This is a genomic window from Amaricoccus macauensis, assembly GCF_014201905.1.
Lineage (GTDB): Bacteria > Pseudomonadota > Alphaproteobacteria > Rhodobacterales > Rhodobacteraceae > Amaricoccus > Amaricoccus macauensis.
This window is the reverse complement of sequence record NZ_JACHFM010000003.1, coordinates 632,383-648,586: the sequence shown is the minus strand read 5'-3', so window position 1 is coordinate 648,586 and position 16,204 is coordinate 632,383. Positions and strand designations below refer to the sequence as shown.

Annotated in this window: 13 protein-coding genes; 8 read left to right on the top strand and 5 right to left on the bottom strand. The window is 67.2% G+C overall.

Features of this window, described 5'->3' with window-relative positions; genetic code table 11:
* The first annotated feature begins 22 nt into the window (after window positions 1-22).
* From HNP73_RS16870 to HNP73_RS16860, 3 genes are all read left to right on the top strand, one after another.
* Entirely contained in the window at window positions 23-361 is a 339-nt protein-coding gene (locus HNP73_RS16870; protein ID WP_184152288.1) for an Rdx family protein, read from the top strand.
* Window positions 361-1,014 (top strand): uracil-DNA glycosylase, encoded by a 654-nt coding sequence (locus tag HNP73_RS16865; RefSeq protein WP_184152285.1) that lies wholly within the window; start codon window positions 361-363, stop codon window positions 1,012-1,014. Before HNP73_RS16870 ends, HNP73_RS16865 begins: the two co-directional genes overlap by 1 nt.
* A 96-nt stretch (window positions 1,015-1,110) precedes the next feature.
* Window positions 1,111-2,859, top strand: a complete 1,749-nt coding sequence (locus tag HNP73_RS16860; protein WP_184152282.1) for an ABC transporter ATP-binding protein — start codon at window positions 1,111-1,113, stop codon at window positions 2,857-2,859.
* Window positions 2,860-2,918: 59 nt separating this feature from the next.
* Here the strand turns inward: HNP73_RS16860 and HNP73_RS16855 are convergent, their stop codons facing one another.
* The 4 genes from HNP73_RS16855 to HNP73_RS16840 form a co-directional block, all read right to left on the bottom strand.
* Window positions 2,919-3,752, bottom strand: a complete 834-nt coding sequence (locus tag HNP73_RS16855) for a shikimate dehydrogenase family protein (RefSeq protein WP_184152279.1) — start codon at window positions 3,750-3,752, stop codon at window positions 2,919-2,921.
* 64 nt (window positions 3,753-3,816) lie between these two features.
* Window positions 3,817-5,208, bottom strand: coding sequence for an MFS transporter (locus HNP73_RS16850; RefSeq protein ID WP_184152276.1), 1,392 nt, complete (start codon window positions 5,206-5,208; stop codon window positions 3,817-3,819).
* Between the two features lie 305 nt (window positions 5,209-5,513).
* The gene (locus tag HNP73_RS16845) at window positions 5,514-6,437 is read right to left on the bottom strand and encodes a LysR family transcriptional regulator (protein ID WP_184152273.1); all 924 of its coding nucleotides are present in this window, start codon (window positions 6,435-6,437) and stop codon (window positions 5,514-5,516) included.
* Window positions 6,438-6,521: 84 nt separating this feature from the next.
* Window positions 6,522-6,773 carry a hypothetical protein gene (locus HNP73_RS16840; protein ID WP_184152268.1) on the bottom strand — a complete coding sequence of 84 codons (252 nt, stop codon included), beginning with the start codon at window positions 6,771-6,773 and terminating at the stop codon, window positions 6,522-6,524.
* Window positions 6,774-6,942: 169 nt separating this feature from the next.
* Here HNP73_RS16840 and HNP73_RS16835 point away from each other — a divergent pair, with 169 nt between their 5' ends.
* Both HNP73_RS16835 and HNP73_RS16830 read left to right on the top strand, forming a co-directional pair.
* The gene (locus HNP73_RS16835) at window positions 6,943-7,113 is read left to right on the top strand and encodes a hypothetical protein (RefSeq protein ID WP_184152266.1); all 171 of its coding nucleotides are present in this window, start codon (window positions 6,943-6,945) and stop codon (window positions 7,111-7,113) included.
* A gap of 62 nt (window positions 7,114-7,175) precedes the next feature.
* Window positions 7,176-7,439: a hypothetical protein gene (locus tag HNP73_RS16830; protein ID WP_184152264.1), complete on the top strand. Its 264-nt coding sequence runs from the start codon at window positions 7,176-7,178 to the stop codon at window positions 7,437-7,439.
* Between the two features lie 54 nt (window positions 7,440-7,493).
* Here the strand turns inward: HNP73_RS16830 and HNP73_RS16825 are convergent, their stop codons facing one another.
* A complete protein-coding gene (locus tag HNP73_RS16825; RefSeq protein ID WP_184152262.1) occupies window positions 7,494-9,446 on the bottom strand; it encodes an elongation factor G in 1,953 nt (650 codons plus the stop codon).
* Window positions 9,447-9,657: 211 nt separating this feature from the next.
* On the opposite strand from HNP73_RS16825, the gene guaD reads away from it, so the two are divergent.
* The 3 genes from guaD (at window position 9,658) to glgB (ending at window position 16,177) form a co-directional block, all read left to right on the top strand.
* The gene (gene guaD / locus HNP73_RS16820; RefSeq protein ID WP_184152260.1) at window positions 9,658-11,001 is read left to right on the top strand and encodes a guanine deaminase; all 1,344 of its coding nucleotides are present in this window, start codon (window positions 9,658-9,660) and stop codon (window positions 10,999-11,001) included.
* Between the two features lie 459 nt (window positions 11,002-11,460).
* Entirely contained in the window at window positions 11,461-13,932 is a 2,472-nt protein-coding gene (locus HNP73_RS16815) for a glycogen/starch/alpha-glucan phosphorylase (RefSeq protein WP_184152258.1), read from the top strand.
* Window positions 13,933-14,014: 82 nt separating this feature from the next.
* Window positions 14,015-16,177: a 1,4-alpha-glucan branching protein GlgB gene (glgB, locus tag HNP73_RS16810; protein ID WP_184152694.1), complete on the top strand. Its 2,163-nt coding sequence runs from the start codon at window positions 14,015-14,017 to the stop codon at window positions 16,175-16,177.
* The last annotated feature ends 27 nt before the right edge of the window (window positions 16,178-16,204 follow it).

Below are 16,204 nucleotides of genomic sequence, written 5' to 3'. Positions count from 1 at the left end.
CGGCGGGTGCAGAGTCGGGCGTATGTCCGACCTCCCCGCCTCCGGCTTTCCCGGCTCTGACTCCCCGGGCGCAACCATCCGCCCGACCGTCTCGATCACCTATTGCACGAAGTGCAACTGGCTGCTCCGCGCCGGCTGGATGGCGCAGGAGCTGCTTCAGACGTTCCGCGACGAACTCGGCGCCGTGCGCCTCGTGCCTGGCACGGGCGGGGTCTTTCGCATCGACGTGGACGGCGCGCAAATCTGGGACCGGAGCGGGGACGGCGGCTTTCCCGACGTGCGCGCCCTGAAGCAGCGGGTGCGCGACCGCATCGCGCCCGAGCGCTCGCTCGGGCATCTGGACCGCGCGAAGGCCGACTGATGCCGCCTCCCCCCGCCTGGGCCGTGGCGCTTGCCCCGGTCGCACCGCAGATCGCGGAGCTCGAGGCCCGCGTCGCCGAGGCCCGGGCCGCCGGCCGGCCGATCGCGCCCGGCGAGGTGGATGTCTGGCGCGCCCTCGCGCTGACACCACCCGAGGCGGTGCGCGTCGTCATCCTCGGACAGGACCCCTACCCGACCCCCGGCCACGCCGACGGGCTCGCCTTCTCGGTCCGCCCCGGGGTCGCGCCCCCGCGGTCGCTGCGCAACGTCTTTCGCGAACTCGGCGATGACCTCGGTATCCGCGAGCCCGGCACCGGCAGCCTTGAAGCCTGGGCGCGGCAGGGCGTCCTCCTGCTCAACACCGCGCTGACAGTCGAGGAGGGTGCGGCGAACGCACACGCGCGCTGGGGCTGGGGGCCAGTCACCGACGCGATCATTGATGCGGCAAGCTCCGGCCCGCCGAGCGTCTTCGTGCTCTGGGGACGGCAGGCTCAGGCAAAAGCGCCACGTGTCGCCCCGCGCCACACGGTTCTTGCCTCGGCACACCCCTCTCCGCTTTCCGCCCGCACCGGATTCTTCGGCTCGCGGCCGTTCTCCCGGGCGAATGCCGCGCTCGTGGCATCGGGGCGCGGCGCGATCGACTGGCAACTCTGACAGGTGGCAACTCCGAGGGGAACCGCACCCGGTTTCGCCTTTGTCTCCCGGATGGAACCATGTTACCGGATCTGGAACAGCATCCGACGAGGCGCCATGACCCAGCGGAACACCGCCCGCCACACCTCGCCTTGGTGGCGGCTCTGGCGCGACTGGCTCCGGCCCCACTGGGGCCTGCTCGCGATCTCGCTGGCGATGACCGGCATCGTCGCCCTCGCCTCGGCCGGATACTCAAAGCTCATCCAGCTGGTGATGACCGCGTTCCAGGGTGACACGTCGGGCGTGGCGTGGTGGGGCCCGGCCGGCGTCATCGTGCTGTCCGCCGCCAATGGCATCGGACAGTACTTCCGCGAGACGACCAGCACCCGCGTCACCACCCGCATGGAGACCGAACTCCGCAAGACGATGTTCGAACGCCTGGTCGGCACCGACCTCGCGAAGCTCCAGACCGAAGCGCCCGCCGGCCTCGCCGCGCGGTTCTCCTCCGACATCACGCTGATCGGCACCGCCGTGCGCGCGCTTCTCGGTGGGCTCACCGGCACGCTGACGATCATCGCCACCTTCATCGTGCTGCTGACCATCGACTGGCAGCTCACCATCGCCATCTGCCTGATCTTCGGCATTGCCCTCGTCCCGGTGAACCGCATCGGCCGACGCCTTCGCGGCCTCGCCGGGCGGACCCAGGTCGAGGTTGCGACCATGACCTCGGAAGTGACCGAAGGTCTCGCCGGCATCCGCATGGCGCGGACCTACCGCCTCGAAGAACCCCTGACCGCGCACGCGGACGATCTCTTCGAGCGGCTCTTTGGCCTCCGCATCAGGCAGAACCGCTGGCAGGCCCGGATCAGCCCGATCATGGAGATCCTGATCGGGGTCGCGGTGGCGGTGCTGCTCTACGCCGTCGCGGTCCGTGTCCGTGCCGAGACGATCACCATTGCCGACTTTACCGCGCTCCTGACCGGCCTCGGCGTCATCTCCAGCCCGGCGCGCCGGCTCGGGGGCAACTACGCCACCGTGCAACAGGGCGCGGCGGCACTCGATCGCGTCTTTCAGCTTTTCGATGCCGAGAAGACCATTCTCGACGGTCCGGTGACGCTCCCCCACGCGGCCGGCCAGCTCCGCTTCGACGACGTGACGTTCGCCTATCCCAACGGGTATGTCGCGCTGGAGGACCTGAGCTTCACCGCCGAGCCGGGGCAGAAGGTCGCCTTCGTCGGGCGATCCGGCGCGGGCAAGTCGACGGTCTTCAACCTCATTCCACGGCTCTACGATCCGACGAGCGGGCGCATCCTGCTCGACGGCCACGACCTGCGCGAACTCACCCTCGCCTCGCTCCGCGATCAGATCGCGGTGGTCAGTCAGGAGTCCGTGCTCCTGACGGGGACGGTCGCCGAGAACATCGGCTTCGGCCGGCGCACGGCCACCCGGGAGGAGATCGAAGCGGCCGCGCGCGACGCCGCGGCGGACCGCTTCATCCGGGCGCTGCCACTCGGCTACGACACGCCGGTCGTGCCCTCGGCGGGGCAGTTCTCCGGCGGGGAGCGCCAGCGGCTTTCCATTGCGCGGGCCATGCTGCGGGATGCCCCGGTGCTCCTGCTCGACGAGCCGACCTCGGCGCTCGATGCCGAGAGCGAGTCCCTGATCCGCGGCGCCCTCGACAAGCTCGCCCATGGCCGCACCACGCTCGTGATCGCCCACCGCCTCGCGACGATCCTCGACAGCGACCTCATCATCGTCATGGACCGGGGCCGGATCGTCGAGAAGGGCACCCATGCCGAGCTTCTGGAGCGCAGCGGGCTCTATGCCGATCTCTACCAGCTTCAGTTCGCCCACACCGGCGACTGACCGCAACGAAAAAGGCGGCCGGATCGCTCCGGCCGCCCTGGTGGTCTGCTGCGTCAGCTTCAGTAGCGGATCGTCGCCACTTCCCGCAGTTCGTCGGCAGTGGCGCTGCCGAGTCCGAAGAACTCGAGATAGGCCGGGATCTGCTCGAAGAGCATGTCCGTGCCGATCTGGTAGGCGCAGCCGCGCGCACGGGCGGCGGCGAGGAATGGCGTGATCTCGGTCTTCATCACCACCTCGCCGACGAACGTCGCCGGGTCGATCCGATCCACGTCCACGGGGAGCGGATCGCCTTCCTTCATGCCGAGCGGGGTGGCGTTCACCACCACGTCGTAGCCTGCCGGATCCTTGGCGCCGGCGGCGACTTCAAGATCGGGATAGTTCGCGCGGAGCCGCCCGGCGAGCCCGTCCATCATCGGGGTGTACGCATCGAAGACACCGAGCTTCGAGACGCCCGCCTTCGCGAGGGACGCGGCGATCGCCGAGCCGACCCCGCCCGAGCCCACCACGAGCGCCTTCGCGCCCTCGAGCTTGCGGCCCTTGCGCAGCACGCCGCGCACGAAGCCTTCGCCGTCGAACATGTCGCCGATGAGCCGGCCGTCAGCGCCGGCCTTCACGGCATTGCAGGAGCCCGCCACCTTTGCCGTGGTGGACGCCTCGTCGAGGAGTTCGACCGTCGTCACCTTGTGCGGCATGGTGACGAGCGCGCCGGCGATGTTCGAGAGCCTGAACACCATGGGCAGGAAGGCCCGGTAGTCCTCGGGCTTTACCCCCATCGGCACGACCACCGCGTCGGTGCCGGTCTTCTCGAACCAGGGATTGTAGATCATCGGCGCCTTGAACGATTCGGTCGGATAGCCGAGGTGCGCGATGACCTTAGTCTTGCCGCTGATCATGCGGGATGTTTCCTTCGTGTGTTCCGCAACGGGAAGGGGCAGCGAGCCGCCCCTTCCTTTCGGTTCAGCCCTTCACGAGCATCGCCTCAGCCCGCAGACGCTCGTACTCGGGCATCGGAATGGGCTCCGCGTTCGGGTTGCCGAGGTCATGCATCGGAACCCGATAGGTCTCGCGGCCGGACCAGGCGGCGATCGCCGCGATGATCGTGATGCCGAAGGCGAGGCTGCCGATCATCATGGGCACGTTGTCCGAGCCCGGAGGAGCGACGTAGGCGAAGAGTGCCGGCAGAAGCGCCGTGATCGTGGTGCCGACGTTCTGGCTGATCGCCATCGCCGAGACGCGGGTCCGGGTCTGGAACAGCTCCGGGAAGTAGCTCGGGAAGATCGCGTTGTAGCCCTGGTAGACGACGCCCCACATGAGGATCGAGAACAGGATGGCGAGCGGCACCGAGTGGATCGAGATCGCCCAGAGGTAGGCGAAGGAGAGCAGGCCCGCGGCGAGCGAACCGATGATCATCGGCGGACGACGCCCGATCCGATCCGAAAGATTGCCGATCATCGGGATGACGATGATGGCGACGATGTTTCCGAGAACCGGGATCCAGAGGAAGACGTCCTTGTGGAACCCAATGCCATAAGCCGCCTGCACCGCATAGGCCGCGCCGAACACGGTGGTCACCACCGGGATCGTGTTCATGAGCGCCATGCAGACCACGCGGATCATGTCGCGCCAGCTGGTGCGGAACGCCTCGGCGATCGGCGAGGTCGGCACGGAGTTCTCGCCGCTCTCTTCCGAGAATGCCGGCGTCTCGTGGACCTCGCGACGGATGATGTAGCCGGCGATGATCACGAAGACGCTGAGCAGGAAGGGAATACGCCAGCCCCACGAGGCGAACGCCGAGTCGGGCATGTAGTGGGCGAGCGGCAGGAAGATGGCTGCCGCGAGGATCTGGCCGACCTGCACGCCCTGCAGCGTGAAGGAGGCGAAGAAACCGCGACGACCAAAGGGCGCGTGCTCGACGATCATCGAGGATGCACCGGAGATTTCACCGGCCACGGCGAAGCCCTGGACCAGACGGCAGACCACGAGCAGAGCCGGCGCCCAGAGGCCGATCTGGTCGTAGGTCGGCAGAAGGCCCACCGCCATGGTCGAGAAGCCCATGAGGAACATGCAGAGGATCAGCACCTGCTTGCGGCCGTGGGTATCACCCCAGTGCCCGAGCACGAAGGCGCCGATCGGGCGGGCGATGTAACCCACACCGTAGGTCGCAAGCGATGCGATGATCGCGACCTTCGGATCTTCCGACGGAAAAAAGATCTGCGGGAAGATCAGCGACGCAGCGGTCGCGTAAATGAAGAAATCATAGTATTCGAGAGCCGAACCGATCCAGCCGCTTGCGGCAGCCTTCTTCGGTTGGTGCACTCCCTTTGGTTCGTGATCCGCAACAGCGGTCATGGCCTTCTCCCTAAGAGCAGTAGAAATGGATTCTTGCAGCGGTCCCCGGAGCCGGGGACAACCGTTCGGACGGCGTTCATTGACGCCGCACGCTTGCTTTGGGCGACGCGCCTGCGCCGCGTCAGCGTGAATTGGTCAGAGAGAGGCTGCATGGCAGCAACATCCCCCCCCTTTTTCACGAGCGCCTTATCCTGGCGCCTTCGTCCGGGACGGCGCTTCTCTTGCGCGTCCTTCGTCTATGGGGCAGCATCGCTTCCTAAGAGGCTAACGTCAAATACTCAAGTATCGAGCCCATTAACTCAATGTTAATCTCGCGTGCTTGCACCGCGTAGCCCGGTCGCAGCCCGGACCTCATCGCGCAGGCGGGCAATCGCATACTCGGCGAAGCTCGAAAGCGTCCGCCCGGCCTTGTGGATGGCATAGAGGGTGAGGGGCGCCCGTTCGACCAGCGGCACCCGGACAATGCCGCGCAGATCAGCACTCGCCACCGAAAACTCGTCGATCGTCGCAATGCCGATGCCACGCTGGACGAGCCCGACCGTGGTCTGTGCAAAGCGCACACGGATCGCGAGGCGACGCGACATGCCAGCCATACGGAACGGCTGCTCCATGAGCTGGCCATAGGGATCACTTGGACCAACCCCTATCAGCGATTCCCCGGCAAGTTCCCGCACCGAGATTCGCTCGGCCGTCGCCAGCCGATGGCCTTCGGGCAGGATCGCAATGACCTCGCCGGTGCCGAGCGGAGTGAACTCCAGCGACGGGTGCTCGAACAAATAGGAGAAAGCCACGAACTCGCCCCTCTCCAGCAGAAGGTAGTCGACAGTCTCCTCAAATCGCAGGAGGTCCAGATTGATGTGAAGCTCCGGATACCGACGGCGAATCCTTGCAATGGCACGCGGCACCACGCAGTTGGCGATAGACGGCGCGGACGCGAAGGCGAGTTCCAACTCCGTCCCGGCGCGAAGCCGTGTGATGGCATAGGAAAGCCCGGACATCTTCTCGTAGATCTGGTGGATCTGCTCGAAGACCGGCCCCGCCTCGGGGGCCGGCTGAAAGAGACCCGCCTTACGCTCGAAAAGCCGCACCCCGAGGCTTTCCTCAGTGTGCTTCACCAGTCGGCTGATGCCGGGTGCGGAGACATTGAGCAAGTCCGCCGCGCCAGAGATCGTCCCCGTCATCATGACGGCTCGGATCACTTCTACCTGGCGCAGTGTCAAATCCCGCATGGTACGCTGACACTAGCGTCCTGGCTGCGTAGCCGACAAGCGGGACGCGGCGTCCGGAAGGCCCGGACGCCGGAGAAAGCGAGATCATTCCGTACGAAGTATCGCCGCTCCGGTGACGGCCGGATCCTCCGCCTCCTCCTCCTCGATCACGTCCTCGATGCCCACCTCGGCCGGTCGCTCCGGTCCATCCTCGGCGACTGGCCCGTCGACCGGCGCAAGAGTGACTTCCTTCGCCTCTCGCATGGCTTTCTGCATCGCTTCCTTCTGTTCGGTCGTCTCCTGCGCCTCCCGCGTGGAATCGCCACCCTGAGGCATTTGCTCGTTCGGTTCCGCCATGTTCCGTCTCCTTCGGCAGTCGAGCCACTGCAGCCCGTAGCCTCTGGCTGAAACCCCCGGACAGGCGTGGTCGTTCCGCCACGGTTCGCCAACGACCTCACCCCCGGGCTGGTCCGCCACGCAGAACTCGGTCACGCTGCATTGACGAGAAAGCTTCGAGGCACGCCCCATGCCGGATCGCGATCCGCGCGCCAGACCGGTCACCGTTGCAGCCGCGCACATCGACGCGCTGCTGGAGAGCATCGAGCGCGAGCGGACTCCCGAGCGGCTGATGGAGCTCGCGCGGGAGTTGCAGGACGCGCTCCGCGCGCGCGCTTCCGGGGCAGATCGCAAATCCTGACCTCCAGCGCGCAACCGAGGTAACCTGCATCCTAGCCGGAGAGGCAGCCCTCAAGATCACAATTGCCCGCCAACAGGACCGACGACCGGCAATCCCCCGGCGCCTGCTGGATCGAATCGGTCGACGTCATCACCTGGAGCCCGCCAGAGCTTCTGCTGAGCGTGCCGCTGCTCCAGCGTCGCGGTTGCGACGAGGTCGAAGCCTATGCCTGCCCCTCGCTGCTCGACCCCGAGAGCCCGAGCCTCGCCTGTTCCGGTCGCCGTGCCGATCCAGAGATCGCCGGGCGCCCGCCGCTCCGCCGCGCCGCTCGCGCGCCGGGTCACTGAGAAAATCCGCCCGGCGCAGAGCCCGGGCGACGCGCGCCCGAGCCGGGTCTGCGGTCAGGCCGGTTCCCGTGTCCGCTCCTGCACCACACGGTCGGCGGCCTTGCCGTGCAGCTCTTCGTAGTGATCGAAGGCCGCATCGTACCAGCCGACCCCTTGCGTCGCGGCCCGGATGTCGTTCGCGAGCGGCGGCAGCGCGGCGCCCGGCACCAGTGCCTGGAAGATCTCCCAGCCCTTGGCGTCAGGATCACTGTCGAAGCCGAGCACCTGACCCGAATGCGACGAGACGAGCGGCCCGAGACTGCCGGTGAAGGCGGCCGGAGCATGGATCGCCACGCGGAAGACCGGTTGCAGCAGGACCGGTGCCGCCGCCTTCAGTGCCTCGCGCACCCCCTGCCGGCCAGCGATGCGGAACGCCATTTCCGAGCTGTCGACCGCATGGGCCATTCCGTCACTCAGCGTCACCGCGACGTCGACGACGGGAAATCCGAGCGGACCGGTATCGAGGGCATCGCGAGCCCCCTGCTCCACGGCGGGAATATAGTTCTTCGGGACCGAACCGCCCTTCACCACTTCGGCGAATACGAACCCCGCGCCGCGCTCGGCCGGCGCGACGGTGAGCTTGACGTCCGCAAACTGCCCGGCGCCGCCGGTCTGCTTCTTGTGCCGGTAAGCGGTCTCCTGCGGTTTCGAGATCGTCTCGCGATAGGCCGCGGCCGTCGGCTGCTCCTCCACGTCGATGCTGAAGACGTCCTTCAGGCGCTGGCGCAGCAGGCGCATGTGCAGCGGCCCCTGCAGCCCCGCGAGCGCGTTGCCGGTTTCGGGGTCTTGCGTGACATTGAGCCCGCCATCGCCCTCGGCGACGGTCGCCAGCGCCCCGGAGAGCTTCACCGTGTCACGATCGTTGGTGGCGAGAAGCAGGCGCTGGAGCATCGGCGGATGCGGCGCGTGCCATGCCGGCGCATCGACGAGAGCTGTCGCCGTCGCGATCTTGCCGGCGGCGAGATGGTCCGACTTGACCGCGGTCACGATGGTGCCCTCGGGCACGGTGTCGAGATGGCGGCTGTCGCGCGGATCTGCCGGAGTGAGCTGGCCGGCGGCCCGGCCTCCGAGCGGCTGCCCGGCGGCGAGGGGTGCCAGCGCCCGCAGCAACAGCGTCTTTCCGAGGTGCTTGCGGTTGGCGCTCGCAAAGACCGCGGCAAGCAGAGGCTCATCGGTCGTGGTCTGCTCGGCGAGACGCGTGCGCAGGGTCTCCGGTGCCGGGGTTTCGTGCCGGAGTGCCTTCATCATCCGCACGATGCCGTTGCCGTGGCCCGCCGAGCCGATGAGCGCGGGCAGCATGCGATTCTCGCCAAGCGCGCGGGCGCAGAGCGCGAAGACCGCGTCGTTCGGGGGTACGCGGTCCTCGATCAGCTCCTCCAGCAGCCAGTCGTCGAATTCGGAGAGGTGTTCCAGAAGCTCCCCGCGCGCCTCGTGCTCGCGGGCGGAAACCGCGGCCGGGATCTCGATGAGCTGCGAGGGCTCACCCTCGCGGTAGTGCCATGCCCGTTCGGAGACGAGATCGACAGAACCCGTGACCTGCCCGTCCTCGACGATCGGGATCTGGCGCAGAATGATCGGATGCCGCGCGTAGTCCTGCAAGGCGGCGACGATGTCGCGGACCCTGCCCTGGGCCTCGTCGATGCGGTTGACGAAAAGGATTGCCGGCGTGCCCGCGGCCTCCACCAGATGCAGGTACGGCGAGGCGAGGATCGCGGCCGCCGGATCAGGACCAACGCAGATGACCGCGATGTCCGCCGCGAGCAGGGCATCGGCGGAGACATGCAGAAGTTCGATCGAACCCGGGCAGTCGATTGCCTGCCAGTCATCCCCGAGGTGGGTGAAGCCCGCCACGCGGAGCTCGCCTGGCTGGGCCGCCGGCTGGGGCTGGCCTTCGAGGGCACACATCCGATCGACCAGAGTCGACTTGCCGGTGTTCGATGCCCCGAGGACGGCAAAGGTGCGTGCCATCTCGTGTTCCCCCCTTCCCTATGGTTCTTGTCTGACAGGGATCATGGGGCGAGCGCGTGCGGATTTCCAGCGTCTCGCGTGCCCGCAGCACCGGGAACGCCATGCTCGCCTTCCTGCGCCGGACGAAGGTGCTTCGTGCAATCCACCGGTTGTCCGGTCGGTGCCGGCAGGGTTGACTGGCCGGGTTTGGATGCGACGCAGGGAGTCAAGAATGACGGCAAGGGCGTTGAGGGGCGAGGTGGTGAGCCTGCGGGCCGATCCGTTTCTGGAGGACCCGGCGGACTGCCTCGAACACATCCCGGACGCCCTCGTCGTCATCGAGGACGGGATCATTGCCTCGGTGGGGCCGTGGGACGAGGCCGCGGCGCGCGGCCTCGACGTGACGCACTATCCAGGCGGCATCATCACCCCCGGCTTCATCGACGCCCACGTCCACTATCCGCAGACCCAGATGATCGGCGCGTTTGGCGAGGGTCTGCTCGAGTGGCTCGAGAAATACACCTTCGTCGCCGAGCAGGATTTCGCGAACCGGGTGCATGCGGAAGAGGTCTCGGCGATTTTCCTGCGCGAGCTGCTGCGCGCCGGCACCACGACGGCGGCGGTCTACTGCACCGTGCATCCGCAGTCGGTGGAGGCGTTCTTCGCCGAGTCCGAGCGTTTCGACACCCGGATGATCGCCGGCAAGGTGCTGATGGACCGGAACGCTCCCGAAGCACTCCTCGACACGCCCGAGAGCGCCTATGCCGACTCGAAGCGGCTGATCGAGGCATGGCACGGGCGGGGGCGGCAGCTCTATTGCATCACACCGCGCTTCGCGCCGTCCTGCTCGCCGGAGGAGCTTGCCGCTGCTGCTCGGCTCTGGCGGGAGCATCCCGGAACCTACGTCCAGACCCATCTGTGCGAGACGACCGCCGAAATCGACTGGGTGCTCGACCTCTTCCCCGGACACGAGAGCTATCTCGACGTCTATGACCGGGCAGGCCTCGTCGGGCCGCGGGCGATCTTCGGCCACGCGGTCCACATGAACGAACGTGATTTCTGCCGCTGCCACGAGGCGGGGGCGGCACTGGCACATTGCCCGACCTCGAACCTCTTCCTCGGATCGGGTCTCTTCAAGGTGTTCGAGGCGCGCCGCGCCGACCGGCCGGTGCATGTGGCACTCGGCACCGACCTCGGCGCCGGGACGGCCTTCTCGCAGCTCCGCTCGCTCGACGAAGCCTACAAGGTGGCAAAGCTCGGCGGTGAGAAGCTGACCGCGGCACATGGCCTCTGGCTGGCGACGCGCGGCGGCGCCGAGGCGTTGCAGCTCGGCGACCGCCTCGGGCAGGTGGCGCCGGGAATGGAGGCCGACCTCGTCGTCCTCGACCCCGCGGCGACACCGATCCTCGAATTCCGCAGCCGCTTCGCGCGCGACCTCATGGAGCGGCTGTTCATCCTGATGATCCTCGGCGATGACCGGGCGGTGCGCGCGAGCTGGGTCGCGGGACGCCCGGTCTATGATCGCGACCGCGCGGATGCGTTCCGGTATGCCGCCGACGCCGTGGAGCTCGGCTGACAGCGGTCACTGTCCCGGCGTCGACGGGCATCGAGCCCGTCTCCGCCGTCGTCGGCTGCGCCGACTTCTGGGCCTCCTCTCCTGCCGCCGCGCGGGGGCTCGCCCGGCAGGACGCGGCCGTTGCCGCGAGGACGTGCGCGCAGGTGCGCGCAGAGTCTTCCTTGCTGCTTTTCCCGCTGTTGCGGGAAAAGCGACTGCGCTCCAGGCTTCAGGGCCGTATGAAAGCCCTGACTGACTGCAAGGCGCGTTCTCCGCTCATCGCGGGGGCATGCTGGTGGCGGCTGGCTCGGGCGCGACGACCTCGCGCATGTCCTTGATCGGCGGCCCTTGATCGGCGGCCAGAAACGGGCTTAGGTCGCCGGGTGCCGCTTGGGGAGGAGCGTATCACGAAGCCTGCCGATTGCCGGCGCCGGAGAGCGCTGCGATCTCCTTTCGACCCGATTTTGCTCCGGACCTCAGATGACCCTCCCCCTTCAGGCCTTGCCGACCCCCAGACCCGAGTTCGAAGACCCCGCGGTTCTCGCCCGCGAGGTGATCGACCGTCTCACCTATCGCGTGGGCAAGGATCCGAAAGTTGCCAAGCCGCACGACTGGCTGCAGGCGACCGTGCTCGTCACCCGCGACCGGGCGATCGAGTACTGGATGAACGCGACCCGCCAGACCTATCTCGAAGGAGGCAAGCGGGTCTACTACCTCAGCCTTGAGTTCCTCATCGGCCGGCTGATGCGCGACGCCCTGTCGAATCTCGGCCTGCTTGACTCCATGCGCTCGGCCCTGAAGCTGCTCGACGTGGACTTCGACGAGATCGCCGAGCTCGAGGCCGACGCCGCGCTCGGCAACGGTGGCCTCGGCCGGCTGGCGGCCTGCTTCATGGAGAGCATGGCGACAGTTGGAATTCCGGCCTACGGCTACGGCATCCGCTACCGGCACGGGCTCTTCCGGCAGGAGATCATCGACGGCTGGCAGGCCGAGATGCCGGAGACCTGGCTCGAGCACGGCAATCCGTGGGAGTTCGACCGGCGCGAGGCGGCCTATACCATCGGCTTCGGCGGGCGGGTCGAGTACAACGACGCGAATGGCAAGACCGAGCACTATACCTGGCACCCGCAGGAGCGGGTGACCGCAACCGCCTATGACACGCCGGTGGTCGGCTGGCGGGGCGCGCGGGTGAACACGCTGCGCCTGTGGAAGGCCGATCCGATCGATCCGATCCGCCTCGACGCCTTCAACGCGGGCGATCATATCGGCTCGCTCACCGAGTCGAACCGGGCCGACGCGCTGACGCGGGTGCTCTATCCCGCCGACGCCTCGCCCGCCGGGCAGGAACTGCGGCTTCGGCAGGAGTATTTCTTCTCCTCCGCGTCGCTCCAGGACATCCTGCGGCGCCATCTGCAACAGTACGGACTGTTCGACAATCTCCCGGAGAAGGTGGCGATCCAGCTGAACGACACCCACCCGGCGGTCTGTGTGGCCGAGCTCATGCGTCTCCTCATGGATGTGCACGAGATCGAGTTCGAAGACGCCTGGAAGCTGACCGTTGGCACGATCGGCTACACCAATCACACGCTGCTGCCCGAGGCGCTCGAGAGCTGGCCGGTGCCGCTCTTCGAGCGGCTGCTGCCGCGGCACATGCAGATCATCTACGAGATCAACGCCCGGCTACTGAAAACCGCCCGCCACGACCACGAGATGTCGGACGACGAGATCCGCTCGATCAGCCTGATCGACGAGTCGGGCGAGCGGCGGGTCCGCATGGGCAATCTTGCGTTCGTCGGCGCGCACGCGGTGAACGGCGTGGCGGCGATGCACTCGGAACTCCTGAAGGTGACGGTCTTCAAGGACCTGCACCGGATCTACCCGGACCGGATCAACAACAAGACCAATGGCATCACCCCGCGGCGCTGGCTCTTCCAGTGCAATCCGGGCCTGACGCAGCTCATCACCGACACCATCGGCCCGGTCTTTCTCGACGACATCGAGCGGCTGCGCGACCTCGAACCCTACGCCACGGACGCGGGCTTCCAGGATGCCTTCGCGCGGGTGAAGCGAAAGAACAAGGACGCCCTCACCGACATGGTGCGCGACCGCATCGGCCTCCGGATCGACCCGAACGCGCTGTTCGACATCCAGGTGAAGCGCATTCACGAGTACAAGCGCCAGCTGCTCAACATCGTCGAGACGGTGGCGCTCTACGATCAGATCCGCACCCACCCGGAACGGAACTGGGTTCCGCGCGTCAAGATCTTTGCCGGCAAGGCTGCGCCGACGTACCACAACGCAAAGCTGATCATCAAACTGGCGAACGACGTGGCGCGGGTCGTCAACTCAAACCCGATTGTGCGGAGTGTTCTGAAGGTCGTGTTCCTGCCCAACTACAACGTCAGCATGGCGGAGATGCTCGTCCCCGCCGCCGACCTGTCGGAGCAGATCTCGACGGCCGGCATGGAGGCGTCGGGCACCGGCAACATGAAGTTCGCGCTGAACGGCGCACTGACCATCGGCACGCTCGACGGCGCCAACGTGGAGATCCGCGAGGCGGTGGGGCCGGAGAACATCGTGATCTTCGGCCTGACCGATGCCGAGGTCGAAGAGCGGCGGCAGAACGGCCACGATCCGCGCAAGGTGATCGAGGGCTCGCCCGAACTCAGCCAGGCCCTGTCGGCGATCGCCGGCGGCGTGTTCTCGCCGGACGATCCCGGGCGCTACGCCGAGTTGGTCGGCGGGCTCTATGACCACGACTGGTTCATGGTAGCGTCGGACTTCGACTCCTACACCGCGGCGCAGCGTCGGGTGGATGCGCTCTGGTCCGATCCCTCCGTCTGGTGGGAAAAGGCGATCCTGAACACCGCCCGCATGGGATGGTTCTCCTCCGATCGAACCATCCGACAGTACGCGACGGACATCTGGGGCATTGCGCCGCGCCCCGACTGAACGAAGACCAGACCTTGGGGAGGGGAAGGTATTGGGCAAGGAACCTTCGGGGCCGGTGAGACGCAAGGCGGCGGGCCTCGACATGGCGGCGATCGAAGCGATCGTCACCGGCGATCACGCCGACCCCTTTGCGGTGCTCGGCCTGCACAAGGTTGGCCGCAAGCTCGTGGCGCGCGCGTTTGTCGAGGGCGCGGAAGAGCTTGTCGCGTTCAGCCTCGCCGGTGAGGAACTGGGGACACTCGAACGGCGGCATGACGCAGGGTTCTTCGAGGGGCCGGTGGCACTCAAGGAGCGCGCCCCGCTGCGCTACCGGGCGCGGAATGCCGGCGGTACGTGGTGGGTGACGGACCCCTACACCTTCGGGCCGGTGCTCGGGCCGATGGACGACTACTACATCCGCGAAGGCAGCCATCTGCGCCTCTTCGACCGGATGGGGGCGCACCCCATGTCGCACGAGGGCGCCGAGGGTGTGCATTTCGCCGTCTGGGCGCCAAATGCCCGACGGGTGAGCGTGATCGGCGACTTCAACGCCTGGGACGGGCGGCGGGACGTGATGCGGCTGCGCCGCGACACCGGGATATGGGAGATCTTCCTGCCCGACGTGGGTGTGGGGGCGCACTACAAGTTCGAGCTGGTCGGACCGGACGGCAACCTGCTGCCGCTGAAGGCCGACCCCTATGCCCGCGCCTCGGAGCTTCGTCCGGCCACCGCGTCGGTGGTGGCGGCGGAGATGGACCACGACTGGCACGACGCCGCCCATCGGGAGTTCTGGGCCGGCGCCGACGTGCGGCGGATGCCGATCTCGATCTACGAGGTCCATGCCGGCTCCTGGAAGCGTCCTGACGATGGCGGGTTCCCGAGCTGGGACGAGCTGGCTGACGAGCTCATTCCCTATGTGGTGGAGATGGGCTTCACCCACATCGAGTTCCTGCCGATCAGCGAACATCCCTACGATCCGTCCTGGGGCTATCAGACCACCGGCCTCTATGCGCCGACCGCGCGCTTCGGGCCGCCCGAGGGGTTCGCACGTTTCGTCGATGGCGCGCACAAGGCGGGGATCGGCGTGATCCTCGACTGGGTACCCGCGCACTTCCCGACCGACGCGCACGGCCTCGCCCGGTTTGACGGTACGGCGCTCTACGAACACGCCGATCCGCGCCAGGGGTTCCACCCGGACTGGAACACCGCAATCTACAACTTCGGGCGGCAGGAGGTGTTCTCCTTCCTGATCAACAACGCCCTCTACTGGTCTGAAAAGTTTCACGTCGATGGACTTCGCGTCGATGCGGTCGCCTCGATGCTCTACCTCGACTACTCGCGCAAGGACGGCGAGTGGGTGCCGAACCGGTACGGCGGCCGCGAGAATCTCGAGGCGGTCGAGTTCCTGCGCGCGACGAACCGCGCGGTCTACGGCAAGCACCCGGGGCGGATGACCATCGCCGAGGAGTCGACCTCCTGGCCCAAGGTCTCGGCACCGGTCTACGACGGCGGGCTCGGGTTCGGGTTCAAGTGGAACATGGGCTGGATGCACGACACGCTGCAGTACATGGCCCGCGATCCGGTGCACCGGCGCTTTCACCACAATGACCTGACGTTCGGCCTGCTCTACGCCTTCAGCGAGAACTTCGTCCTGCCGCTCAGCCACGACGAGGTCGTCCACGGCAAGGGGAGCCTGATCGCCAAGATGACCGGCGACGGCTGGCAGCAGTTCGCCAACCTGCGTGCCTACTACGCCTTCATGTGGGGCTATCCCGGCAAGAAGCTCCTGTTCATGGGGCAGGAGTTCGCGCAGGGCGCCGAGTGGTCCGAGGCGCGCAGCCTCGACTGGTGGCAGCTCGATCTCGAGCCGCATCGCGGCGTGCATCGGCTCGTCCGCGACCTGAACCACCTCTACCGCGAGACGCCGGCGCTGCATCAGCGCGACTGCGAGGGCGACGGCTTCGAGTGGCTGATTGCGGATGACGCGGAGAACTCGGTGTTCGCCTGGCTGCGCAAGGCACCCGGGCAGCCGCCGGTGGCCGTCGTCACGAACTTCACGCCCACACCGCACAGCGGCTATGCCCTGCCACTGCCAATCGCCGGCCGCTGGAAAGAGATCCTCAACACCGATGCGGGCGACTACGGTGGCACCAGTGTCGGCAACATGGGCGGGGTGACTGCGGAAACTGCCGAGGGCGCTGTGCGCGCGATCGTGACGCTGCCGCCACTCGGGACGATCTGGCTCAAGCTCGATACCGGCGCGTGAACGCCCGGGACAGGATGAAGGGGGGAA

What these genes read in the sequence shown, in the direction of transcription:
- HNP73_RS16870 (WP_184152288.1), top strand. Translation starts at nt 23, where the DNA reads ATGTCCGACCTCCCCGCCTCCGGCTTTCCCGGCTCTGACTCCCCGGGC.
- HNP73_RS16865 (WP_184152285.1), top strand. Translation starts at nt 361, where the DNA reads ATGCCGCCTCCCCCCGCCTGGGCCGTGGCGCTTGCCCCGGTCGCACCG.
- HNP73_RS16860 (WP_184152282.1), top strand. Translation starts at nt 1,111, where the DNA reads ATGACCCAGCGGAACACCGCCCGCCACACCTCGCCTTGGTGGCGGCTC.
- HNP73_RS16855 (WP_184152279.1), bottom strand. Translation starts at nt 3,752, where the DNA reads ATGATCAGCGGCAAGACTAAGGTCATCGCGCACCTCGGCTATCCGACC.
- HNP73_RS16850 (WP_184152276.1), bottom strand. Translation starts at nt 5,208, where the DNA reads ATGACCGCTGTTGCGGATCACGAACCAAAGGGAGTGCACCAACCGAAG.
- HNP73_RS16845 (WP_184152273.1), bottom strand. Translation starts at nt 6,437, where the DNA reads ATGCGGGATTTGACACTGCGCCAGGTAGAAGTGATCCGAGCCGTCATG.
- HNP73_RS16840 (WP_184152268.1), bottom strand. Translation starts at nt 6,773, where the DNA reads ATGGCGGAACCGAACGAGCAAATGCCTCAGGGTGGCGATTCCACGCGG.
- HNP73_RS16835 (WP_184152266.1), top strand. Translation starts at nt 6,943, where the DNA reads ATGCCGGATCGCGATCCGCGCGCCAGACCGGTCACCGTTGCAGCCGCG.
- HNP73_RS16825 (WP_184152262.1), bottom strand. Translation starts at nt 9,446, where the DNA reads ATGGCACGCACCTTTGCCGTCCTCGGGGCATCGAACACCGGCAAGTCG.
- guaD (WP_184152260.1), top strand. Translation starts at nt 9,658, where the DNA reads ATGACGGCAAGGGCGTTGAGGGGCGAGGTGGTGAGCCTGCGGGCCGAT.
- HNP73_RS16815 (WP_184152258.1), top strand. Translation starts at nt 11,461, where the DNA reads ATGACCCTCCCCCTTCAGGCCTTGCCGACCCCCAGACCCGAGTTCGAA.
- glgB (WP_184152694.1), top strand. Translation starts at nt 14,015, where the DNA reads ATGGCGGCGATCGAAGCGATCGTCACCGGCGATCACGCCGACCCCTTT.